20 protein-coding genes are annotated in these 23,511 nt (G+C 68.2%); 9 read left to right on the top strand and 11 right to left on the bottom strand.

Annotated features, from left to right (window positions below; translation table 11 throughout):
• Positions 1–2 precede the first annotated feature (2 nt).
• Positions 3–452, top strand: coding sequence for an aminoacyl-tRNA deacylase (locus ACGFIF_RS33345; protein ID WP_393160064.1), 450 nt, complete (start codon positions 3–5; stop codon positions 450–452).
• Positions 453–488: 36 nt separating this feature from the next.
• Here the strand turns inward: ACGFIF_RS33345 and ACGFIF_RS33340 are convergent, their stop codons facing one another.
• Together ACGFIF_RS33340 and ACGFIF_RS33335 are read right to left on the bottom strand one after the other, a co-directional pair.
• Positions 489–1,403 (bottom strand): helix-turn-helix domain-containing protein, encoded by a 915-nt coding sequence (locus ACGFIF_RS33340; protein WP_393160063.1) that lies wholly within the window; start codon positions 1,401–1,403, stop codon positions 489–491.
• 10 nt (positions 1,404–1,413) lie between these two features.
• Entirely contained in the window at positions 1,414–2,892 is a 1,479-nt protein-coding gene (locus ACGFIF_RS33335; protein WP_393160062.1) for a chitinase, read from the bottom strand.
• A gap of 455 nt (positions 2,893–3,347) precedes the next feature.
• On the opposite strand from ACGFIF_RS33335, the gene ACGFIF_RS33330 reads away from it, so the two are divergent.
• Complete coding sequence (locus ACGFIF_RS33330) at positions 3,348–4,160, top strand: HAD family hydrolase (protein WP_393160061.1); 813 nt, start codon at positions 3,348–3,350, stop codon at positions 4,158–4,160.
• A 295-nt stretch (positions 4,161–4,455) separates the two neighbouring features.
• On the opposite strand, the gene ACGFIF_RS33325 is transcribed toward ACGFIF_RS33330, so the two are convergent.
• Positions 4,456–5,235 (bottom strand): cell filamentation protein Fic, encoded by a 780-nt coding sequence (locus ACGFIF_RS33325; RefSeq protein ID WP_393160060.1) that lies wholly within the window; start codon positions 5,233–5,235, stop codon positions 4,456–4,458.
• A gap of 24 nt (positions 5,236–5,259) precedes the next feature.
• On the opposite strand from ACGFIF_RS33325, the gene ACGFIF_RS33320 reads away from it, so the two are divergent.
• The 4 genes from ACGFIF_RS33320 to ACGFIF_RS33305 all read left to right on the top strand — a co-directional run bounded on the left by ACGFIF_RS33320 (position 5,260) and on the right by ACGFIF_RS33305 (position 11,344).
• Positions 5,260–7,482 (top strand): CDP-glycerol glycerophosphotransferase family protein, encoded by a 2,223-nt coding sequence (locus ACGFIF_RS33320; protein ID WP_393160059.1) that lies wholly within the window; start codon positions 5,260–5,262, stop codon positions 7,480–7,482.
• 126 nt (positions 7,483–7,608) lie between these two features.
• Complete coding sequence (argS, locus tag ACGFIF_RS33315) at positions 7,609–9,291, top strand: arginine--tRNA ligase (RefSeq protein WP_393160227.1); 1,683 nt, start codon at positions 7,609–7,611, stop codon at positions 9,289–9,291.
• A 10-nt stretch (positions 9,292–9,301) separates the two neighbouring features.
• Entirely contained in the window at positions 9,302–10,333 is a 1,032-nt protein-coding gene (locus tag ACGFIF_RS33310; RefSeq protein WP_393160058.1) for an alpha/beta hydrolase-fold protein, read from the top strand.
• Between the two features lie 42 nt (positions 10,334–10,375).
• The gene (locus tag ACGFIF_RS33305; protein ID WP_393160057.1) at positions 10,376–11,344 is read left to right on the top strand and encodes a GNAT family N-acetyltransferase; all 969 of its coding nucleotides are present in this window, start codon (positions 10,376–10,378) and stop codon (positions 11,342–11,344) included.
• Between the two features lie 45 nt (positions 11,345–11,389).
• Here ACGFIF_RS33305 and ACGFIF_RS33300 read toward each other — a convergent pair whose 3' ends face one another.
• Positions 11,390–12,874: an MFS transporter gene (locus tag ACGFIF_RS33300; protein ID WP_393160056.1), complete on the bottom strand. Its 1,485-nt coding sequence runs from the start codon at positions 12,872–12,874 to the stop codon at positions 11,390–11,392.
• A gap of 176 nt (positions 12,875–13,050) precedes the next feature.
• On the opposite strand from ACGFIF_RS33300, the gene ACGFIF_RS33295 reads away from it, so the two are divergent.
• Positions 13,051–13,626: a TetR/AcrR family transcriptional regulator gene (locus ACGFIF_RS33295; RefSeq protein WP_393160055.1), complete on the top strand. Its 576-nt coding sequence runs from the start codon at positions 13,051–13,053 to the stop codon at positions 13,624–13,626.
• On the opposite strand, the gene ACGFIF_RS33290 is transcribed toward ACGFIF_RS33295, so the two are convergent.
• Both ACGFIF_RS33290 and ACGFIF_RS33285 read right to left on the bottom strand, forming a co-directional pair.
• Positions 13,607–14,143, bottom strand: a complete 537-nt coding sequence (locus ACGFIF_RS33290) for a dTDP-4-dehydrorhamnose 3,5-epimerase family protein (protein ID WP_393160054.1) — start codon at positions 14,141–14,143, stop codon at positions 13,607–13,609. The genes ACGFIF_RS33295 and ACGFIF_RS33290 overlap by 20 nt on opposite strands.
• Positions 14,140–15,354: a DUF2786 domain-containing protein gene (locus ACGFIF_RS33285; protein ID WP_393160053.1), complete on the bottom strand. Its 1,215-nt coding sequence runs from the start codon at positions 15,352–15,354 to the stop codon at positions 14,140–14,142. The genes ACGFIF_RS33290 and ACGFIF_RS33285 overlap by 4 nt, the downstream gene beginning before the upstream one ends.
• Positions 15,355–15,532: 178 nt before the next feature.
• On the opposite strand from ACGFIF_RS33285, the gene ACGFIF_RS33280 reads away from it, so the two are divergent.
• On the top strand, positions 15,533–16,924 hold the full coding sequence (locus ACGFIF_RS33280; RefSeq protein WP_393160052.1) for an FAD-binding oxidoreductase: 1,392 nt from the start codon (positions 15,533–15,535) through the stop codon (positions 16,922–16,924).
• Positions 16,925–16,966: 42 nt separating this feature from the next.
• Here the strand turns inward: ACGFIF_RS33280 and ACGFIF_RS33275 are convergent, their stop codons facing one another.
• From ACGFIF_RS33275 to ACGFIF_RS33260, 4 genes are read right to left on the bottom strand one after another with little or no spacing between them, the layout of a single operon-like run.
• Positions 16,967–17,716, bottom strand: coding sequence for an SDR family NAD(P)-dependent oxidoreductase (locus tag ACGFIF_RS33275; RefSeq protein WP_393160051.1), 750 nt, complete (start codon positions 17,714–17,716; stop codon positions 16,967–16,969).
• Positions 17,706–18,941, bottom strand: coding sequence for an AMP-binding protein (locus ACGFIF_RS33270; protein WP_393160050.1), 1,236 nt, complete (start codon positions 18,939–18,941; stop codon positions 17,706–17,708). Before ACGFIF_RS33270 ends, ACGFIF_RS33275 begins: the two co-directional genes overlap by 11 nt.
• A gap of 13 nt (positions 18,942–18,954) precedes the next feature.
• Complete coding sequence (locus tag ACGFIF_RS33265; protein WP_393160049.1) at positions 18,955–19,206, bottom strand: acyl carrier protein; 252 nt, start codon at positions 19,204–19,206, stop codon at positions 18,955–18,957.
• Between the two features lie 32 nt (positions 19,207–19,238).
• Entirely contained in the window at positions 19,239–19,409 is a 171-nt protein-coding gene (locus ACGFIF_RS33260) for a hypothetical protein (RefSeq protein ID WP_393160048.1), read from the bottom strand.
• 108 nt (positions 19,410–19,517) lie between these two features.
• Here ACGFIF_RS33260 and ACGFIF_RS33255 point away from each other — a divergent pair, with 108 nt between their 5' ends.
• Positions 19,518–21,875 carry a hypothetical protein gene (locus tag ACGFIF_RS33255; protein WP_393160047.1) on the top strand — a complete coding sequence of 786 codons (2,358 nt, stop codon included), beginning with the start codon at positions 19,518–19,520 and terminating at the stop codon, positions 21,873–21,875.
• Positions 21,876–21,878: 3 nt separating this feature from the next.
• Here the strand turns inward: ACGFIF_RS33255 and ACGFIF_RS33250 are convergent, their stop codons facing one another.
• Positions 21,879–23,447, bottom strand: a complete 1,569-nt coding sequence (locus ACGFIF_RS33250; RefSeq protein ID WP_393160046.1) for a glycoside hydrolase family 10 protein — start codon at positions 23,445–23,447, stop codon at positions 21,879–21,881.
• Positions 23,448–23,511: the final 64 nt, after the last annotated feature.

The raw sequence follows: 23,511 nt of genomic DNA, 5'->3' as shown, positions 1-23,511 counted from the left end.
GGGTGACCAAAGCGATCGAGGCAGCCGACCAGTTGGGGCTGAGCTACGAGGTGACCAGGCATGGACGCGTCAACTCGCTGGAGGAAGCCGCGGCCGCCCGGGGCATCGAGCCGGCCGACCTGATCAAGACGATCGTCGTCCGGCTGTCCAACGACGACTACCGCTTCGTGCTGGTCCCCGGTGACCGGGAGATCGCGTGGCCGAAGCTGCGCACGCTGCTCGGCGTCAACCGGATCTCGATGCCGGACAAGGACACGGCGTTCGCCGTCACCGGGTACGTCCGCGGCACGATCACACCGCTCGGCAGCACGCACGCCTGGCCGGTCGTCGCCGACGAACGAATCACCGGCACGATCTCCATCGGCGGCGGCGACCACGGCGTCGGCATCACCGTGACCGCCGAGGACCTCTTCAAGGCCCTCAACGCCACGGTCGCCGATGTGACGGACTGAAGGAGCGAGTGGAGGGTCGGTGGCCGACCTCACCGACTAGACGAGCAGCCCGCGTTGACCGGCCCGGAGGCCGGCCTGGAAGCGGGTGGTCGCGTCCAGTGCCTTCAGGATCCGCTGCATCCGCCGCTCGACCGTCCGCTGCGCCACTCCCAGCCGTCGAGCGATCGCCTGATCCGTCAGCCCTGCCGCGGCCAGCGCCAGCAACTGCTGGTCCTCACCACTCAGCGGTCCCTCCGAAGCAGAAGGAGACAGCGGACTCGCCTGCTGCCACAACAGCTCGAACAGCCGCAGCAACGCGTCCAGCAGGCTCGATGGCCCCAGCTCCACCACCACGTCCGGACTCGTCGGAAGCAGCCCGGTACGACGATCCACCACAACCAGCTTGAGTGGTACGTCGCGCAGGATCCGGCAACCGGCAGACTGGGCAGCCACCAAGTCACCTGGCTCGGACAGCGACGCCATGTCGTAGATCGTCCGATAGGCCACTCCATGAGCACGCCGCGGCTCGATCGGCAGTACGACGTACGGCGACCGGTCGAGGATGAGCACTTCGGTCTGGGCGCTCTGCTGGGCCTGGTAAAACCGCTGCGCGACCGCCTCGGCCCCTCGGATCACGGTGAACGAGTCCGGCCGGCGGAACTCCGTGGTCAGCACAGACGCACCCAGCCTGGCCTCGACAATCGCAGCCTGCTTCCGCAGCGCCAGGAGCTCAACAGCCGCCTCGGGTACAGCCGGCAGGTATCTGGCCGGGCGGCCCGTCGTCCGCGAGGCAAGGCCGAGGGACAGCAGCGACTTCAGGTGTCTGCCGACGCGGTTGGCAGGCCACCCGGTGTCACGTGACAGGTCGGTCGTAGTGGACTCCGGTCGGGCCAGAAGCGCCCGGTAGAGCTGCTCGTCCTCCGAGCAGACACCGAGCGCTTCCAGCACCGGAGCCGGTCGGTAGCTGTGCATGGTCAGGACATCAGGGCAGTGAGTGGACGTGGGCGCCGACCTGGTTGGCGAACGCGTTGCCGTTCAGCGCGTCCCAGTTGGTCGACCAGGTCATCGCACCGCGCAGCGACGGCCACGTGGTGCTCGGCTTGAAGTTGCCGCAGTTCGTGCCCCGGGTGAGGCAGTCCAGCGCGTTGTTGACGATCTGCGGCGAGACGTAGCCACTACCGGCCGCGCGCGACGACGCCGGCAGGCCGAGGCCGACCTGGTCGGGGCGGAGGCCGTTCTGCAGCATGATGCAGGCCTGCGCGGTGATGAAGTCGACCGTGCCCTGCGAGTACACCTGTCCGTCGCAGCCGTTCATCGAGCCGGAGTTGTAGTACTGCACGTTGACCACCGTCAGGATGTCCTTGATCGCCAGCGCGAGCTTGAAGTACTCGAACGACGTGCTCTGCATGTCGATCGTCTGCGGCGCCATCGCGATGATCAGGCCGCTGCCGAACTGGCCGTGCAGGCTGCGCAGCGCCTGACCCATGTACTGCGCGTTGACCCCGTTCTCCAGGTCGATGTCGATCCCGTCGAAGCCGTACTCGCGAAGCACTGTCAGAGCACTGCTGGCGAAGTTGGTCGCGGCCTCGGAGCTGCCGACCGAGATGGTGCCGTTCTGACCGCCGACCGACAGGATGACCCGCTTGCCGGCCGTCTGCTTGGCCGCGATGTCGGCCTTGAACTGGGCGACCGTGTAACCACCCAGCCCGGCGGAGTCCAGGTTGAAGGTGATGGCACCCGGCCGGGCCGGGTCAGCATCGGCGAAGGCTACCGCGATCAGGTCGTACGCGGCGTGCACGTCCGAGATGCGCTGGACCGTGGCGCCGTTGTTGAAGTTCTGCCAGTAGCCGGTGAGAACGTGCTTGGGCAGCGAGCCGTTCGTCGGAGGCGGAGTCGTGGGCGGAGTGGTGGGCGGAGTGGTGGGAGGTGTCGTCGGCGGAGTGGTGGGCGGAGTGGTCGGGTCCGGCGTACCACCCGGACCATCCAGTACGACGTCGTCAGCCTGGTACGGCGGTAGCCCGTACCAACCGTGCAGGTAGATCGTCACCCTGGTCGCGGACGCGCCGGTGGTGAAGGTGGTCGTCAGCTGGTTCCAGGTGGTGCTGGTGCTCCAGGTCGACGTACCTCCCTCGAAGCCCAGGTAGACGTTCGAGCCTTTGACCCAGGCGGACAAGGTGTACGTCGTACTGGCCTTGACCGGAATCGACTGGGTGCAGCGGGCGTTGTCGGACGCCGCCGGGCTGCCCTGGAGCGCATAGCTGCCAGTGCGGGCCGACGTGGTGGTGGCGCCGGCGGAACAGGTCCAGCCGGACAGGTTGCCGGTCTCGAAGGTTCCGTTCGTGACGAGGTTGGTGGCGGCGGATCCGGTCGCGGGGACCAGAAGCAGGCCCGTGAGGGCAACGAGAAGCGTGATCAGGGCGGGAATGATCGCGGCCTGGGGGCGGAGTGCACGCGGGTTCATGGCTTACAAACTGTGACTGCGCAACTACATTGTCAAGACCCTGCATAATTTGAAAGCGCTCCCACGGGCAGAAAACTGAGGAGGCTTTTACATTCGCGACGGGAAACTCCGCAGCAGCGGGAGGAAGGCCACTCCACCTGGAGGAGGAAAGGCGACGGCCCCCGGCGGGGGGGGTGACCGGGGGCCGTCTTCGGCCACGGGCTCGGGGGGAGGAGCCGGGGGCCGATCAGGAGGCGACAGTCTGCCACTGTCAGGAGGTATGTACCCCCCAAGTCTGGACTCCACACATCTCAGTTCGGTTGCAAACTGGACGATGTCATCCAGGCGCCGAGTTCACCGATCAGGCGCTCTCGAGCCAGTGTCACTGTCACACTGGCAAACAGTCTAACGGGAGACCGGCCCACACAAAAGCCCGGGTCCCTCGGCGTTTCTCCCCGATGCCTATGCTCGACCCCATGGCGCACTCCGGGACGGCCAGAACGGCCGCCTTCTTCGATCTGGACAAGACCATAATCGCCCGTTCCAGCACGTTGGCGTTCTCCCGGCCGTTCTACGCCGGCGGGCTGATCAACCGCCGGACCGTCTTGCGCAGTGCCTATGCCCAGTTCGTGTACCTGCTCGGCGGCGCCGACCACGACCAGATGGAACGGATGCGGGAGTACCTGTCCGCGATGTGCACCGGCTGGGACGTGGACACGGTGAAGGCGATCGTCGCCGACACCCTGCACCACATCGTGACCCCGATGATCCACGAGGAAGCCGTCGAGCTGATCGACGAGCACCACGCGGCCGGCCGGGACGTGGTGATCGTGTCGTCGTCCGGGGCCGAGGTGGTCGAGCCGATCGGCGCGATGCTCGGCGCCGACAAGGTGATCGCCACCCGGATGGTAGTTGCCGATGGCAAGTACACGGGTGAGATCGAGGAGTACGCGTACGGCCCGCACAAGGCGACCGCGATCCTGGCGCTGGCCGAGGCCGAGGGCTACGACCTGGAGAACTCCTACGCCTATTCGGATTCCGTCACCGACGAGCCGATGCTGGCTGCGGTGGGTCACCCCTTCGCGGTCAACCCGGACAAGGCGTTACGCCGGCTCGCGGTGGCCCGGGACTGGCCGGTGCTGGACTTCAGCGAGCCGGTCGGCCTGGCCGAGCAAGGCCGTTTTCGCGAGGTACGACGGCCTGCCGTGGCCACCGTGGCGGTCGCCGGACTGGCCGCCGGGGCACTGTTCCTGGCCGCCCGCCGACGCGCCCGCCGCACCGAAAGCTGACCCGGGAGCCGGGCCGGTCGCCGGCCCGAAAGCTGAAGGCTGCTTCATTGTTCTCAACTCCATGAAGGTCGCGTAAGCCCTTCACAGAAAGGGTTTTCAGGAGTACAAAGGAAGCACAAAGGACCTTCGGGTCCGGTAGAGATTGCACGGCAGCCAGGCACCCACGCGGCGACCAGCCCATCCCAACCGGGCAGCGCGACCCAGGCCTAGTCCTGTGGCGGCAGACAGGTGCACGCATGGTAACCAGGATGGCGTGCCAGCGACGGCGTTCTCAGCTGAGAACGCCGTTCGCATGTCAGCCGACGTGGGCCAGCGGCGACCGCTCGGCACCCAGTGCCACGACCTCGCAGGTCCGCAGCAACCAGTCACGAACCCCGGTCAGCCCTCGCGCTGCGTAGTCGCCGAGCCCGGACGGATAGGTTCCCGCCAACTCATAGTGACCGACCTCCGGGACCGTGACCGCGACCGGGTCGATGCCTCGGGCAACTAATAGGCAGCGTTCGGCGGCCCGGGCGACCAGACCGTTGGCGGTCGGGAAGGGGCGCAGGATGGCGAGCTCGGCATGCACGATCGCCGCGACCACGAGACCGGGCGCCGCGGTCGGGCGGGTCAGATTCTGCGCCAGCGCGCTCAGCCGGTCCCACATCTCCTCGGCACCGGGCGCCGGCGGCAGCCCCGGGATGTCGTCCGGCACCGGCTCCCGACTGGTCCGCAGATGGCCCAACTGGTCTTCCGGGCCCAGATCGGCCGCGGCCAACTGGTGCAGTCTGGTCCAGACCTGCACCGGGGCGGTGTCGATCTGGGGAGCGAGCCGCATCAGCTCACCGGTGATCCGGACCGCGCCGGTGGCCAGTCCGTCGACGCCACCCCGTCGTACCTCGTCGAGGGTCGCCGGGCTGCCGGCCAGTGCGGCGGAGGCGTGGGCGCCACGCAGCAGGGCCTCGGCGGTCACGTCCGAGCCGACCTTGCGCAGCCCACGGTCCCGCAACAGCACGTCGACCGCGTCCCGGGCCGCCCGGGCCGCCGACCCGACGCCCTCCAGCCCACCCAGTGGCTCGAACACATCTGTACTCATGCCTTCACCCTAGGATGACGTGGCATGGCGCTCGGCATCGTCCCCAAATTCAGCATCGTGGTTCCCTGCCATGCCTCCCGGGCGTGGCTGCGGTCGTGCCTGGACTCGGTGCTCGGGCAGTCGTTCACCGACTTCGAGATCATCGGGGTGGATGATGCCGACCGGGACGGGTCCGGCCGGATCCTGGACGAGTACGCGGCGGCCGATCCGCGGGTCCGGGTGCTGCACCTGGACGAGAACGTCGGCCTGGGGCTGGCCCGGAACGCCGGGCTGAAGGAGTGCCGCGGCGACTACGTGCTGTTCCTCGACGCCGACGACCAGTACCTGCCCGGCTCGCTGGAGGCGATCGCGACCCGGATCGACGCGACCGACCGGCCGGACATCCTGCTGTTCGACTACGAGCGGATCTTCTGGGACGGCCGGGTGGTCCGCAACCAGCGGCACGACGCCTTCGCCGGGCAAGGCGCGGGGGTGTTCACCGCGGCGGAGCGGCCGATCTTCCTGACCTTCCTCGAGGTGGTCTGGAACAAGGCCTGCCGGCGGGACTTCCTGACCCGGCACGGGTTCGCGTTCACGGCCGGCTTCTACGAGGACGCGCCCTGGACGTACTCGACGATGCTGACCGCGGAGCGGATCGCCACCCTGGACCGGGTGGTCGTGCACTACCGCCAGCACCGGACCGGCGGGAACATCCACGCCACCGGCGGCCGCAGGCAGTGGGACATCTTCGACCAGTACGACCGGGTGCATGCGTTCATCCAGTCCGACCCGGAGCTGGCCGGCTGGCGCCGGTTCGCGTTCGACCGGTCCCTGGACCACATCCTCGCCGTACTGGCGAAGCCGGAGCGGATCGACCCGGACGACCGGGCCGAGTTCTTCCACGCGGCGCATGCGTTCGCCAAGCGCTGGAAGCCGGAGGGGTACGGCGCCGACCGCACCAGCCGTGGGTTCAAGCGGTGGTTGCTGATCCACGACGACTACGCGACCTACTCCACCCTCAAGCTGAGTGCCAAGGTGCTGCACGTCCCGAGCCCGCGCAAGACCGTCGGCAAACTCCTGCACCGCAGCAAGCTCGACCCGAACCTGGCCGCGTACTGCTCCTACTGGTTCAAGCAGTACGCCTGCAACCCGCGGGCGATCTACGAGAAGGCGGCCGAGCTGGCGCCGCATCTGCGCGGCGTGTGGGTCGTCGACGCCGACCACGTCACAGTGGTGCCCGAGGGTGTCGAGTACGTCGTCGCGGGCTCACCGGCGTACCAGAAGCTGCTGGACCGGGCGACGTACTTCATCAGCAACATGAACTGGCCGAAGGAGCTGGTGAAGCGGGATGGGCAGATCCACCTGCAGACCCAGCACGGTACGCCGCTCAAGACGATGGGGACCGACCTGCGGCACTTCCCGCTGGCCGCGAAGGACCTGGACCTCGACGAGCTGATGCGGCAGACCGACCGGTGGGACTTCAACATCTCCTCGAACCGGTACTCCTCGGAGATCTGGGAGCGGACCTACCCGGCGTACTTCGAGGAGCTCGAGTACGGCTTCCCGCGCAACGACCGGCTGATCAACGCGACCCTCGACGAGGTCCGCGCGATCCGGGCCGGGTTCGGTTTCGACGACTCGCACCTGGTGGTGCTGTACGCGCCGACGTTCCGCGACGGCGTGGACTCGGTCCGGACCCCGGCCGGGCTGATCGACCTCGGCGGGGACGGGATCCACCTCGACCTGGACCGGCTGGCCGCTTCCGTCGGCGAGCACGGCCGGGTGCTGGTGCGGACGCACTATTCGTTGTCGAAGGCACCGGAGGCGCACTCCGGCCGGGTGACCGACGTGTCCCATCATCCGCGGGTCGAGGATCTGATGCTGGCGGCCGACGTCCTGATCTCGGACTACTCGTCGATCACCTTCGACTACGCGAACCTGGATCGCCCGATCGTGCTGCTGGTCGAGGACCAGAGCTTCTACGACGGACGGCGCGGCACCTACTTCGACATCACCGAGTTCCCGCCCGGGCTGGTCGCGCGGTCACCCGAGGAGCTGCTGACCATCCTGCAGACCGGCGCGTTCGCGTCGGCGGAGGCGGCCAAACACCGGCAGCTGTACCGGGAGAAGTTCTGCGAGTACGACGACGGACGCGCGGCCGAGCGGGTGGTCCGGCGGGTGTTCCTGGGCGAGACAGAGGTCCCGCCGATCGAGCCGCTGGCGGACCGCAAACCGGCACCCTCGCCGCACTTCATGCATAATGACTGACATGTCGATCAGCCTGGAGTCCGTGAGCGCGCTGCGCCTGCGGTCCGGCCTGCGACGACGACGCACTGTCTGAACACCTCGTCGTTCCAGTGCGTCTACTCCGAAGGACCTTTCATGTCCGCTGTTCTGCCTGTCCTCGCCACCAGACTGTCCACCGCCGCCGCGGCCGCCTTCGGTTCGTCGTACGGCGAACTCGACCCTGAGCTGCGGTCGGCGACCAAGCCCGAGTTCGGCCACTATCAGAGCAACCTCGCGCTTCGGCTCGGCAATGCCCTGGGCCAACCGCCTAGGGACGTTGCCGCACGGCTGGTCGAAGCGCTCGATCTGACCGATCTCTGCGAGCCCGTGAAGATCGCCGGACCGGGATTCATCAACCTGACCCTGCTCCCGTCCACGCTGGCGGCCGCGGTCAACGAACCGCAAACCTTCACCGAAAGACACCAACGCGTAGTCGTCGACTACTCCCAGCCGAACGTCGCCAAGCAGATGCACGTCGGTCACCTCCGGTCGACCGTCATCGGTGACGCGCTCTGCAACGTGTTGCAGTTCGTCGGGTACGACGTGATCCGGCAGAACCACGTCGGCGACTGGGGCACGCAGTACGGCATGATGATCGAGCAGCTGCGCAGCGAGGACCTCGACGCGGAAACCCTTGATCTACAGGGTTTGCAGCTGCTCTACGAGCGGAGTCGGAAGCACTTCGACGCCGATGGGGCCTTCGCCGACAAGTCCCGGGCGAGGGTCGTACTGCTGCAGTCCGGCGATCCGGAGACGCGGGCGATCTGGCGGCGGATGGTCGACGTCTCGCTGGACGACTTCGAGCAGGTCTACGCACTCCTCGACTCCCAGCTGACGCGGGACGATGTCGTCGGCGAGAGCGCGTACAACGATGATCTGCCGCGGATCGTCGACGAACTGTCTGCCGCCGGTCTGCTCACCGAGTCGGACGGCGCGTTGTGCGCGTTCCTGCCCGGATTCACCGGCCGGGACGGTCAGCCGCTGCCGGTGATCGTGCGGAAGTCCGACGGCGGCTTCGGCTACAGCGCGACCGATCTCGCCGCCGTCCGGCACCGGGTAGCAACCCTGCACGCCGACCGGATCGTGTACGTCGTCGACCATCGGCAAGCGCTCCACTTCGAGCAGATCTTCGCACTCGCTGAGACCGCGGGCTGGTTGCCGCCGACAACAACTGCCGCGCATGTCGGCTTCGGCACCGTCCTCGGACCGAACGGGAAACCCTTCAAAACAAGAGCCGGCGGCACGGTCAAGCTGACCACCCTGCTCAACGAGGCAGTGGCGCGGGCGGACTCATTGCTCGACGGTCGCGAAGGCATCGACCGGCAGGCCACGGCGAAGGCGGTCGGGATCGGAGCGGTCAAGTACGCCGACCTGTCCAGCGACCGGGGCAACGACTACGTCTTCGACCTGGACCGGATGGTCGCGATGACGGGTAACACCGGGCCGTACCTGCAGTACGCCCACGCTCGGCTGACCCGGCTGCTCTCCAAGGCCGGCGCCGACCCTGACCAGATCACGGAGCTCAAGGAGCCCACCGAGGAGCGGCTGGCGCTGTTGCTGACCGGCTTCGCGGCCGTCGTCGAGCAGGTGGCCGAGACGCTGCAGCCGCACCGGCTGTGCACCTACCTGTACGACGTCGCGACCGCACTGTCCGCGTTCTACGAGCAGTGCCCGGTGCTGACGAGCGAAGGTGAGACCAGAGCCAGCCGGATCGCACTCTGCGCGGCGACCCGGAAGGTGTTGCAGGATGGGCTGGGTCTGCTGGGCATGCAGGCCCCAGACGCCATGTAGGAGGTTGCCCATGTTGCCGTGGTCCGCTGACCTTGCCGGACGGCTCGAGCAGACGACGTACGAGAGCGAGTTGCTGCGCGGGAACCCGCTGGGTGATCCGCATCAGCGGCCGGTGCTCGTCTACCTGCCGCCCGGGTACGACGAGTCGGACCAGCGCTACCCCGCGATCTACGTGACGATGGGGTACACCGGTCACGTCGGGATGTGGTTCAACCGGATGCCGTTCCGGCAGCCCTATCCGGAGCTTCTCGACGCGCTGTTCGCGACCGGCGACGTACCGCCCGCGATCGTCGTGTTCGTCGACTCGTGGACGCGGTACGGCGGCAGCCAGTGCCTCGACTCGCCCGGCACCGGGCAGTACCACTCCTACCTGTGCGAGGAGATCGTCCCCTGGGTCGACGCGACCTACCGGACCATCGCCGACCGCGATCACCGCGCCATCACCGGCAAGTCCAGCGGTGGCTATGCGGCCATGGTGACGCCGCTGCTGCGGCCGGACGTGTTCGGCGCGCTCGCGACGCACGCCGGCGACGCGGCATTCGACCTCTGCTACCGGCCGGAGTTCCCGGAGCTCGCACGGACGCTCCGGGACAAGTACGACGGCAGCTACGACAAGTTCTTCGAGTCCGTCGCGACCCGGGCCGGCCAGACCACGAACGAGGACCTGCACCTGCTCGAGGTCTACGGCTACTCGTCGGCCTACTCCGCCGAGCCGGACGGCACGGTGCTGCTGCCGTTCGACGATCTGGGCGCGATCATCCCGGAGATCTGGGCGCGCTGGCTGTCCCGCGACCCGGTCGAGATGGTCCGCGAACCGCAGTACGCCGACGCGCTGCGTTCGCTGCGGGCGGTGTGGATCGACGCGGGCAAACAGGACGAGTTTTACCTCGACCTCGGCGCCACCGCATTCCATCGGGCAGCCCAGAAGGCAGGCTTTCCGGACGAGCGTCTGCACTTCGAGCTGTTCGAGGGCACACACGGCGGGATCGATTACCGGTACCCGCTCGCGGTGCGATGGCTGGCCGAACAACTCGCCGGCTAATTCGGGTGCCGCGATCGCGGCGTACGCCGTACCTTCGGAACCATGAGCTGGCCGGAGGGGATCGAAGCGCGCCCGATCGACAAGGGTGACGCGGACGCGTGGGCGGAGTTGCTGGCCGCCAAGGAGCTGGTCGACCACGAGGGCGAGAACTACGACGCCCAGGATCTGATCGACGAACTGGAGGATCCACACCTGGATCCGGCGCTGGACACCATCGGTCTGTGGGCCGACGGCCGGATGATCGGCTACGGCAAGCTGCACGCCTCCGAGGCGGTGGTCGACCTCGATCGGGTCGGCACCGAGGGCACGGTCCATCCGGAATGGCGCCGTCGCGGTGTCGGCACGGCGCTGATGCCCTGGCTGATGAACCGGGCCGCCGAGCTGCACGCGGCCAAGCACCCCGACGCGCCCGGGGAGGTCACCAGCAACCGGATCAGCACGAACGTCGGCGCCGAGCGGCTGTTCCAGCGGTTCGGCTTCGAGGAACGCCGGTACTTCTTCGACATGAAGCGTCCACTGGACCAGCCGGTGCCGAAGGTTCCGCTCGAGAACGGGCTGCGGCTGGTGCCCTACGACACGTCGATGGACGAGGCGTTGCGGCTGGTCCACAACGAGGTGTTCCGGGACCACTGGGGGTCGACGCCGAGGGACCCGGACAGCTGGAGGACCTGGTTCACCGGTGCCCGGGCGTTCCGCGGCGGATCGTCGTACGTCCTCCTGGACGGTGACACGATCGCCGCCTACGTGCTCGGTTACGAGTACGAGGCCGACACCGAGGCCACCGGGATCCGGGAGCTGTACATCGGCCAGGTCGGGACCTTGAAGTCCTACCGCGGCCGCGGGCTGGCCCGGGTGACGCTCGCGAAGGTCCTGGCCAAGGCGGCCGAGACGGGCTACCAGCGCTCGGGCCTCGGCGTCGATGCGGACAACCCGACCGGAGCGCTCGGCCTGTACGAGAAGCTCGGGTACTCGGTCTCGTCCAAGTGGGTCAGCTACGGACTGCCGCTCTGACAGTTCAGCGGTACGCCGACGACCGGCGTACCGCTGAATCAGTACTCAGATGTGTGAGTCGACGACCGCCACAGGTTCGGAGGTCGGCTCGATCGGCGTGCGCCGGAACCACTTCCACGGGCGGACACTGACGATGATCATCGTCAGGCTCAGCGCGGCGTACACGAGGGACCCGATGAAGGCCGCGTGGACGCCGTCGGTCAGCACCTCACGGGGACCGGTCGAGGTGGAGTTGCGGCTCGCCGTACCGAAGATGGTGACCAGGATGCCGAGCCCGAGCGCGCCGCCGACCTGCTGGACCACGTTCAGCATGCCCGACGCGGCCCCCGAGTCCTCCGGTGCGACGCCCGAGATGGCCCGGCCGACCAGCGGGATGAAGATCATCCCGGCACCCAGACCGAACAGCAGCATCGGCCCGACCACGTCGGCCAGGTAGGTGCTGCGCGCGTCGAGCTGGGTCAGCCACACCGTGCCCGCGGTGACCAGGGTGGACCCGGCCAGCATCAGCTTGCCGCCGTCGACCCGGGCGACCAGCTTCGGCACGATCCGCGACGAGGCGAACAGCAGACCGGTCAGCGGCAGGAAGGCAAGTCCGGCCGCCAGCGGGCTGAGCTCGAGCACGCCCTGCAGGTACTGCGTGAGGAAGAAGAACATCCCGAACATCGTCCCGACCACCAGCAACATGGTCAGGTACGACGCCGAGCGGTCAGCCGACCGGAACAGCCGCAGCGGCACGATCGGGTGGCTGACCCGGCGCTCGATCAGGACGAACGCGACCAGCAGCACCACGCCGGCCGTGAACGAGGCCAGCACCTCGGCGGACGTCCAACCGACCTCGGCGACCCGGATGAAACCGTAGACGAGCGAGGTGATGCCGAGTGTCGAGGTGAGCGCACCGGCCACGTCGAACCGGCCGGTCTCCGGCTCGGTCTCGGTCAGCACCTGCCGGGCCGCGATGACGAGGCCGATACCGATCGGCACGTTGATGAACAGACCCCAGCGCCACGACACCCAGTCCGTCAGCATGCCCCCGAGCACCAGGCCGACACTGCCGCCGCCGGACGACACCAGGCTGTAGTAGCCGAGTGCCTTCATCCGCTCCGGACCTTCCCGGTAGGTGAGCATCAGCAGGGTCAGGGCCGCCGGCGCCGCGATGGCACCACCGACGCCCTGCAGGACCCGGGCGGCGAGCAGCAGCTCCGCGGTCGGCGCGAGACCGCCGAGCAGCGAGGCGAGGGTGAAGACGGTGACACCGGTGACGAACACGCGGCGGCGACCGAGCAGGTCACCGGCGCGTGCGCCGAGCAGGAGCAGACCACCGAACGCGAGCGCGTAGGCGTTCTGCACCCAGGACAGACTGGCCGGACTGAAGTCCAGTGCTTGCTGGATCTTCGGCATCGCGATGTTCACCACGGTGCCGTCGAGGATCACCATCAGCTGCGTGATCAGGATGACTGCGAGGACGACCCCCGGCCGCCGCGCGGGCGTGCCGCTACCGGCGCCGGCCGGGGCTGAGGTTGTTGCCGACATACTGCTCCTTGAGCGAAAAGCTCCCCGCGCGCAGTTGGGCCCGGGGCGCTACAGTTGGGTTCGAGGAAAGCGGAGCGCTCCTCCGGATACGATACGGAGGCCCCCTCCGCTTAATCAAGTGATTTGTTCTGGAACTTTGCGCGGTGCTGCCGCTACGGAAGGTGAGGAGGCTGGGAATGCCGACACCGCTGCCGTCCACTCGGCCCACCCGCGCGGACGCGGCCCGGAACTACGACCTGCTCGTCACGGCCGCCCGGGAGGCGTTCGCCGAGCACGGCACCGATACTTCGCTGGAGGAGATCGCCCGGCGGGCCGGAGTCGGCATCGGCACGCTGTACCGGCGGTTCCCGAACCGGGTCGCCCTGCTCGAAGCGGTCTATGTCGACGAGATCCAGTCCGTTTGCGACCGGGCCTACGACTTCGCCGAGCAGTTGGAGCCGTTCGAGGCACTGGCCGCCTGGCTGCGCAGTTTCGTCGGGTACGGCCTGTCCAAGAAGACGCTGGCCAGTGAGCTGACGGTGGCCCTGGGCAAGGACTCGCCGTTCTTCCAGTCCTGCAAGGTGAACGTCCAGGAGGCCGGCCAACTCCTGCTGGACAAGGCGAAGGCGACCGGTGACGTCCGGCCCGAGCTCGAACTGATGGACATCATGCGGCTGGTCGGCGGTATCAACATGGGCCGCGACATGGAGCCCGACCAGGCCAACCGCCTGCTCGACATCGTCCTGTGCGGCCTCAGGCCGGCGAGCTCCTGACCGCGCTTCTGATGCTGTCCAGCGACGGGTTCGCGGCGTCCCGCTCGGTGTGGCTGAGCCGCTCCCGCGGGAACGGCCACTCGATCGCGAGCTCGGGGTCGAACAGGTCGACCGTCACGCGCTCCGGCGACCAGTACTCGTTCACCAGGAAGTTGTAGACGGTGTGCGGTTCCAGGGTGCAGAAGGAGTTGCCGCAGCCGCGCGGCACATAGAGCGCCTGCCCGGTGCCGAGCTCGAACGTCTCCACCCGGCCGAAGGTCTCGCCGTCGCGCAGATCGACGATCGCCGCGAACACCCGGCCGTTGGACGGCGACAGGTACTTGTCCCACGGCTCGGCGTGAATCCCTCGCGTGATGCCCGGCTCGGCCAGGTACAGCACGTTGTGCTGGCGCACCTCGAAGAGCGGCATCCCGGCGGCTTCGAGCTTGGCGGCATGGAAGCTCTCCTTGAACCAGCCGTCGTCGTTCGGCTGCACGTCCAGCTCGATCCGTTGCACACCAGGGATACCGGTCGTCATCGGCGGACCTGCCGGCGGGCGTCGAGCTGCGCCTGGTCGGCCGCGGTCAGGCCCGCTTCCCAGCCGGCGCCGTTGGTGATCCTGGTCCGCCGGGTCGTGGTGTTCGGGAACAGCTTGGTGAACAAAGCGTCCACCTGCTCCTCCCGCTTCGTCAGCACCGGCAGCAGCCGGTCCGCATCCGCCTCCGGTACGGCGGCCTGGGTGGCGGCCGAGGCCGCCTGCAGCCGCTCGCCGATCCGCTGCGCGTACGCCATCAGGAACGACTGCCGGAACGAGCGGGTCAGGGACTCGCCGCGCCGGCCGATGTGTTTGCCTGCGGCAAGCATCGCCCGATTCGCCTGCACCAGCAGGGAGGTACTGAGGATCTCGGTCAGCTGCAGGTCCAGCTCCTCGCCGACGATGGTGACCACGGCCAGCTGATCGATCACGACCGTCCGGCAGCGGTTCGCCGACGCGACCGCGCCGACCAGCTGCGCCTTGGCCGAGACGTACGGCGTATCGACCCAGAGCCGGCGGGCGGCGGAGTCGTCCGGGATCTCCACCGCCGGGTCGGCCTCGACCAGGGCGCGATCGAGCGAGAACTTCGCCATCAACTCCTGCGCCTTGCCGGACAGGGCTTCCGCCTCGTCGGGGAACTCGGTCGCCTCGGCCTTCGCCAGCAGTCCCCGGATCCGCGCGAGCATCTTCCCGTTCGCCGGTACGGCGGGCGCGTGGCGCCGTACCGAGGAGGCACCTGGCAGGGGATAGAGCCGGGCGAGGATCGGTAGGGCTTGGAGGAAGCCGGCCAGTGAGAGGGCGTGGTGGAGCGTTAAGTAGCGGCCGACGCGCGCTGCGGCAGCCCACCTGGTCAGGCTCAGCTCGGTGAAGGGTTGCGAGACTCCCAAGTCCGTCAACTGATCGAGCCAACGTGGATCGATGGTGGTGTGTCGATAAGCCTTGTGTTCCGCGGAGATCGCGGCCAGCAGCAACGGCTCGATCCCAGGGTCCAACTGCCGGCGGCCGTGCTGGACGACATCGGCCGGCGTCCAGCCGCGCTCCCAGGTGGCCCGGACCAGAGCGGTCAGAAACCCCTGCAGGCAGCGGTCCACCTGCGCTTGGTCGCGCTCGTCGTACGCACCCAGCCGGGCCAACTGCTGGTCCGCACGGTCGTCGCGCACGGCAACTATCGTCGCCGCGATCGGCAACAGTCGCAGGATTTCCTCGTCACTCACGCGGTCGAGTCTGACACTCAACGAAGTTGACACCCAAACGCGATGGACAGGCCTTGTGGAAAACCAGGCGTTTCTTAAGCCTGGCTGAAGACAGCGCACGAAGATCTGCCCTAAAGGGCGCTGTCGGCGGGAGCACCGGCACCTAGCCTGGCAGCACCGAAATCGGGGAGGGGAAGTAATGACTCAGCTTGCGGAAGCCGACTTCGACGAACTACGCACAGCCTTGGAGGGGACCGTACTCGGACCGGGCGAGGACGGGTACGACGACGCCCGGCGGCTGTGGAACGCACAGCACGACCGCCGACCGGCGGTGATCGCCCAGGTCCGGACCGCCGAGGACGTCTCGGCCGCGGTCCGGTTCGGGGTGGACCAGGGACTGGAGATCGCCGTCCGCGGTGGCTCGCACAGCATGTCCGGCGCGTCGTCGGTCGACGACGGCCTGATGATCGACCTGAGCGCGATGAACCAGGTCACGGTCGACCCGGAGGCCCGCCGGGCCCGGGTCGGCGGCGGCGCGCTGCTGCGTGACCTCGACGCCGCGACCCAGCCGCACGGTCTCGCCGTACCGGCCGGGATGATCAGCCACACCGGTGTCGGCGGGCTCACACTCGGCGGCGGGATGGGCTGGCTGACCCGCCGGCACGGCCTCAGCATCGACAACCTGGAGTCGGTCCGGATCGTCACCGCGGACGGCAGCATCCTGCGCGCCGCCGAGGACGAGAACGCCGACCTGTTCTGGGCGGTCCGTGGCGGCGGCGGGAACTTCGGTGTGGTGACCGAGTTCGAGTTCCGGCTGCACGAGGCCGGACCGATGATCAACTACGGCCTGCTGTTCTGGGGTCTGGAGCAGGGTGGTGATGTGCTCCGGCTGGCCCGCGACCTGATCCCGAGCCTGCCGCCGACGTTCACCGTGGTGCCCGCCTGCCTGAACGCGCCGCCGGCGCCGTTCGTACCGGAGCAGCACCACTTCCAGCCGGGCTACGGCCTCGTGGTGGTCGGGTTCGGTTCGCCCGAGGACCACGCGGAGGTGCTGGAGCGGATCCGCACCACGCTGCCGCCGCTGTTCGAGTTCGCGTCGCCGATGCCGTACGTCGCATTGCAGCAGTCGCTGGACGAGGCGAACGACTGGGGCCACTACTGCTACGAGAAGGGCACCTACCTCGAGGACCTGACCGACGGGGCCATCGAGGTGATCACCGAGCACGTGCCGAAGAAGACGTCACCGATGTCGGCCGTGCTGTTCTACCGGCTCGACCACGCCTACTCCGCGGTCGCCGACGACGCCACCGCGTTCGGCGGCGGACGGACCGACCGGTATGCGGTGTTCGCGATCGCGCAGAGCCCGGTACCGGAGATGCAGGACGCCGAGCGCGACTGGGTGCGGGGGTTCTGGGACGCCCTGCAGCCGCACGCGGTCAACATCGGCAGCTACATCAACGGGATGGCCGACTACGACGAGGACCGGCTGCGGGCGTCGTTCGGCCCCAAATACGACCGGTTGGCGGAGCTCAAGCGGAAGTACGACCCGGACAACGTGTTCCACCGCAACCAGAACATCAAGCCGGCCTGACGGACTGTCTCCGGGTGCGCGTCGGCGTACCCGGAGACATGGTCAGATCGAGGCGGCGCCGTCGATGACCAGGACCTGGCCGTTGATGTTGGTGTTGTCGAGCAGGAGCATCCGGACCACCGGTACGACGTCGTCCGGCTCGGTCAGGTGTCCGGTCGGCGTCCGCCGGACGATCTGGTCGAGCTGGGTCTGGCCGAGGACCGCGGACATCTCCGAGGCGAAGAATCCGGGGGCGACCGCGTTGGCCAGCACCCGGCCGCCGAGCTCGCGGGCCAGGGACCGGGTCGCCGCGTCCATCCCGCCCTTGGTGGCGGAGTAGGCGACCAGGCCCGGGTAGCCGCGCTGGGCGCAGATCGAGGTGACGTTGACGATCCGGCCCTTGAGACCCTTCGCGAGCATCCGGCGCAGCACGAACCGGGTCAGGATCAGCGGTGACGTCAGGTTGGTCTGGATGATCTGCGCGAGCTGGTCGGCCGAGGTGTGGACGTGCAGCGAGTCCTGGCCGATCGCCGCGTTGTTGACCAGGCCGTCGATCGGGCCGAGGGTCGTTTCCACCGTACGGACGAACGCCTGTCCGGCCTCGGCGTCGTTGACGTCGACGGAGCCGTAGTACAGGTGGTCCGGGTACTTCTCGCCGAGTGCGGTCAGCTCCGGTGTCACGGTCCGGGCGAACGCGGCCACCTTCAGCCCGGCGACGAGCAGATCGGCGACGATCGCCAGCCCGAGGCCGCGGGAACCACCGGACACCAGGACGACCGACGCGGGCGGGACCCCGGTGGACTCAGACTTCACTCTTGAGCGTCTCTTTCTGCGGGATCTCGTCGAGGAACCGGATCCGCCGCGGTACGCCGTAGTCCGGCAGCCGGCTCGAGCACCACTGGACCAAATCGGCGTGGGTGATCGGGCCGAGCGCCCGGTTCGGCACCACCTCGGCGGCGACCATCCGGCCGACCAGTGGCGCCTTGCGCGCGAACACCCGCGCCCAGGACACGCCCGGATGACCCATCAGCACGTTGCGGACGATGCCGGCGGACACCTTCGAACCGCCGACGTTGATCTCGTCGCTGTCGATCCGGCCGGTGATCAGCACCCGGCCGTCGGCGAACTCGACCCGGTCGCCGGTGTGCACCGCCCCGACCAGTCCGGCACCGTGATGGGGCGAGCGGATCACCAACTCGTCGCCGTCCACCGACAGCATCGGGCGATCCGGATCGGGCTTGCGATCCAGCCACTCGCGCGGGAACCCGGCCTTGCCGTCATGGACCACAATCGACGCGCCGACCTCGGAGGACGCATAGATCCAGGAGATCCGGGCCGTCGGGAAGATCTCGCGCAACTGATCGAGGATCGTTTGGTCGACGGGTTCGCCACCGAGCGTGATCTGCTCCAGCGGTACGGCGGCCAACGCGTCGGCATCGCGGTAGATCGCCTGGCGCCAGAAGGTCGGCGTACCGGAGGCTGCGGTGACACCGTGCACTGCGGCGATGGACGGCCAGTCCTCGAGCTCGTCCGGCTCGATCGCGACCAGGCCCTGGTCGGCGTGGGTCAGCGAGAGCGTGACGACCTGCCACCAGGCGTAGGTGCCTGGGGAGTACGGGAGCAGCCAGGTGCGCGGCGGCTGCTCGCCGGTGACCGTGGTGAGGGTCTCGAGGGTGTGCCCGATGCGCTTGGGGCGGCCGGTCGATCCCGAGGTGAGCAACCAGGCGCGGCCGGATTCCTCGACTCGCTTGAGCTTGGCCGGCGTCACGTCACCCTCGGGCAGGACGATGGCGAACCCGGACTCGCCCAGTTCCTCGCGCATCCGCTCGTCGACGCGGGATCTCGTCGCGACCAGGAGCTCGGTGCCGTGGACCGCGTGGTGGCGCAGCGCCGCCAGCGCGTCCGCGCCGTTGTCGACCAGGACGGCGGCGGGTGAGGGCAGTTGCGGAAGCTTGTGCAGGGTCCGCCAGGTCAGACTCTTCCCGGCGACGACCACAGTGTTGTCGTCACCGATGAGAGCGGTGGTCCGGCGTCGCATGCTCACGCCGCTGTCACGCCGACTGGAGTTGCTCGATGAAATCCAGCACGTCGCCGACAGTGGCGATCCGGCGCAGCCCGGGGGCATCGAAGTTCAGCTCGTCACCGAGCTCGTCCTCCACCCGGAGGGCCAGCTCGGAGAAGTCCAGCGACCGGAACCCGATCTCGCGGAGATCGGCGGTGTCGTCGCCTGGCAACTTCCTTCCCTGCGCCGTCATCACCTCGCCCATCAACTCCCTGACCCTGCCACGTGCTACCGAACCCATGACGCCAAAGCCTAGCTTGTGCGCCGGCCGGCTCACGGTGGTTCCGGTGGAGGGGCCACGGCGCGACGCCGGACCAGGGACCTGAGCCGCTTGACCCGGCTGGAGATCTCCCAGCCGATCAGGGCGATCAGCGGTGACGCGGCCGTGATCGCAGCGAGCAGAATCTCCTCGACCGGCAGCCCGGCGATGTGGACGGCGATCATAAGACCTCCCGGCTGACCTGGGAGGTTACCGAGTGTAAGAGGGATCTTCCATGCAGTAAACGGCTCGCCGCCTGCGAGTACGACTCCGCCGACTCATAGACTTCACCGGTGATCACACCAGGCCGTCGGGCGAAGCGCATGTCCGGCGGCCGGGGTAGGCGGGTGGCGCCGGGCCGCGGCGCACGATTGGCGGCGATGGTGAGTCTGCCGGTGCTGCCGCTGGCGTGGTTCGTCGGACTGCAGGAGCAACCGCCCTGGATGCCGGGCGCGTATCTCGGGTACCTCCTGGTCGTCATCGTCGTACCGGGCACGATGTTCTGGCGGCGACTCACCGGGGGCACCGGCTGGTTCACGACCGACGTCGTCCTGGGTACGGCGTTCGGACTGGCTGTCGAGGCGCTGCTCTACCCGATCGGGATGGTGTTCAGCATGCCGTTCGCGGCGCTGCTGATGCCGGCGCTCGCCTTCGGGATGTATCGCGCGTTGCCGCGCCGGAAGCTGCCCGAACGGCCGACCCCGTGGTGGGCGACGGCCGGCGTGATGGTGGCGGTAGGTGTCGTGGCCGCATGGTTCGTGCGGGTCGGGTCGCAGCTCATCCCGCTGGCCGGCCCGAGTGCGTTGCGGCCGAACTCGGATGCACCGCACAGCCTCGCTTTGGCCGCTGAGCTGACGCACCACTTCCCGCCGAGGGTCCCGTACGCCGATGGCAAGTGGGTGACCAGCCACTGGGCCGCGTACGACCACATCGCCTCGTCGCACTGGGTCACGAGCATCCCGCTCGACGTACTGACGTATCGGGTGGTGCCGTTCGCACTGCTTCTGCTGACTGTGCTGGGAGCCGCTGCGGTCGGCATGCTGCTCACTGGTCGGGCTGTCGCCGCACCGATCGCCGCGGGACTCACTGTGCTCGCGGGCGACCTGACTGCGTGGCCGTGGACGGTGTCGGATCGGCTGTTCGCTGAGAGCCCGTTCTCGCTCGGCCAACTGACCAATCCGCCCCAGGCGTTCTCGACTCTGCTGTTGCTGCCGCTCATCGCGGTCACTGCGTTGCTTCTGCGGCGAAAGCCCGGTCAGACCCGCGCACAGCTGTTTGGCCTGTTCGTCGCGGCCGGAGTGCTCATTGCCGCACTCGCACTGACGAAGGCGACCACACTGCCTGTGTACGCCGCTGGTCTCGCTGCGGCGTGGATCTACCTGACGGTCCGAGCCGGTCGGCTCAATCTGCGTGCGCTGGTCCTTGGTGTCGGCGTTGCGGCTGCCTACGCACTGACGTTCTTCCTCGTACTGGGGGGCACCCAGTCCAGTGTGATGTTCGACCCGGGTGCGACGTTCGAGTACATGGCTGACCAGATGGGTGGCAGCGGCTCTGCAGTCGCTGTAATCGCCGCAGTGGTGGCGATCGGCTGGCTGATGCCTGCCGTCGGCGCGTTGTTGATCCGGCGCCGGCTGCCACGCGATCCGATGCCGGTGTTCCTCGTCGCCGGCTTCCTGGCCGCTCTGACGGCCGCATCGTTGTTGTACGACGACGGACAGGCCCAGCTCTTCTTCGTCCGCACTGGCTTCATCTACGGCGTTCTGCTGGCCACCTGGGGCCTCGGGTCGCTCGAGCGTCGTCAGTTCTCTGTGGCGGCGATCGCGCTGCTCATCGGCGTTGCTGCCATCTACTGGGGTCGCTACCGGTCGCCCGACTCGTGCACTGCTGCGGAGTGCTTCGCCCAGCCTCTGGCGGTGGCTCTGGTCATCGCAGTACTCGGCATCGGCGTCTTCGGGCTCGTCCTGCGCGGCTCACCTCGTACCTGGGCTGTCATTGCTGTGGCTGTCTTGCTGGGTACGACGGTCTCGCCGACGGCGGTGTCGTTGCGTGAGTTCGCCCAGCCCTCGTTGACGGAGTACGAGTCGATCGCGCCCGGTGGGATCGAGGCGGCGCGGTTCATCCGGCGGAACTCGGGGTCGGGCGACCGGATCGCCACCAACCTGCACTGCCACCGCGCCCGCGCCTCGCACTGCCTGACCGGCTCGTACTGGATCGCCGGGTACGCCGAACGGCGCGTACTCGTGCAGGGCTGGGCCTACAAGGCCAGAGTCGACGACACGTACCCGGACGGGGTGCAGAGCAGCTATTGGGACGAGGAGAAGCTCCGCCTCAACGACGAAGCCTTCACCAACCCGACCCGCGACGTACTGGAGACACTGCGGACTCGGTACGGCGTTCAGTGGCTGCTGCTCGACGAACGCGTCAGTGCACCGCCGAAGAACCTGGACCGGCTCACCGAGCTGCGCTTCCACTACGGCACCGTGCGCGTCTACCAGCTCTACCCACGGCCGTCGAGCAACCCGTTCCCGTCGCCCACGCTGACAGGTTCGCCGACAGTGTCACCTTCGCCGTCGCCGGGCCTGCCGACGGGCGCGCCCACCGGCACCCTCCCGACGCAGATCACCACTACGCCGGGAGTCCCGAGCCGCTGACCGTCAGCGCAGGGACACGGCCGGGATCGGCACGCTCTGGTTGGAGAGACGGTCGAGGGCGGTCACCGCGTAGAGGTACGCCTTGCCCGGCGTTGCCGTCGTGTCCAGGTAGGACTCGGTCGAGCGCACCGTGGCAATCAGGTTGCGGGCGTCGTTGTCGGGGCAATGGTCGCCACCGGTGAGCTCACGACGGTAGACGGCGTACGACGTGGTGTCGGACGACGTACGACGCCACGTGAGCTGCACGCCGTCCGTAGTGCGAGTGGCGCGGACTGCGTGCACCGGAAGGGGCGGACGAGAGTCCAGCGAAGGCATGGCCGGGATGAGCGCGGGCCGGGTGTACCAGGTGCTGTTGAGCAGGCTGGTCGCACCGAGGCGGTCGGCGCGCACGTCCTTGGCGGAGAAGTAGATGTTGCCCTTCACCTCGGGGATCGTGCTGTCGAAGGCCAGGTGGTCGCTCAGCTCGGCCGGGTCGGCCCAGTCCGGCGACTGGGTCGACGTACCGACCTTGTACGTCGCCTCACCGATGTACAGGTGGACGTCGGTGCCGCGGACCTGGTCGGCCCACCACGGGACGATCTTGTTGTAGTCGGCCGGAGCGAACCCACCGGCCCAGTAGACCTGCGGGACGATGTAGTCGATCCACTCCTCGCGGACCCACTTCCGGGTGTCCGCAGCCAGGTCGTCGTACGTCTGCACTCCGGCGGTCGTGTCCGAGCCCTCCTGGTCGGTGGCCTTGTTGCGCCAGACCGCGAACGGCGAGATGCCGAACTTCACCCACGGCTTCGCCGCCTTGATCCGGTCACCGAGCTCCTGGATCAGCAGGTCGATGTTGTTCCGCCGCCAGTCGGCCAGCGTCGGGAAGCCGGCGCCGTACTGCGCGTACGTCGCGGCGTCGTCGAAGACCTGGCCGGCCACCGGGTACGGGTAGAAGTAGTCGTCGAAGTGGACGCCGTCGATGTCGTAGTTCGAGACCGCGTCCATGATCGCGTCCTCGACCAGCTTGCGGGCCGCCGGGATCCCGGGGTTGTAGTACAGCTTCCCGCCGTACGTGACGACCCAGTCCGGGTGCTGCCGCGCCGGGTGCGTCGGGACGAGGGCGTTGATGTCCGTGCCCATCGAGAGCCGGTACGGGTTGAACCAGGCGTGCAGCTCGAGGTTGCGCTTGTGCGCCTCGGCGACGGCGAAGGCGAGCGGGTCGTAGCCGGGGTTGCCGCCTTGCGTGCCGGTCAGGTACTGCGACCAGGGCTCGACCTTGGACGGCCAGAACGCGTCCGCGGTCGGACGGACCTGGAGGATCACGGCGTTGTGGCGCTGCCGGACCGCGTCGTCGAGCCAGCCGATCAGCTCGGCCTGCTGCTGGGCCGCGGACAAACCGGTCTTGGACGGCCAGTCGATGTTCACCACCGACGCCACCCAGGAGGCGCGGAACTGCCGGAGCGGTGTCGACGCGTTCGGCGCACAGCGTGCGTCGTCCGCCGGCGCCGGCGCGGCGGACGCCGTACCGGACAAGCCGCTCAGCAACAGACCTGCCGTCACACCAAGGACGCCCATGACTCGCCAGACTCTCATGTCACTCTCCGACCATCTTTGCAGGTGAACTCGAAAGATGTTTACACATGAAGGCGGTTGTAGA

The sequence above is a fragment of the Kribbella sp. NPDC049174 genome (assembly GCF_043197365.1).
Taxonomy (GTDB): Bacteria; Actinomycetota; Actinomycetes; order Propionibacteriales; family Kribbellaceae; genus Kribbella.
The sequence above is the reverse complement of the archived record's forward strand: the minus strand, read 5'-3'. Positions and strand labels throughout refer to the sequence as shown.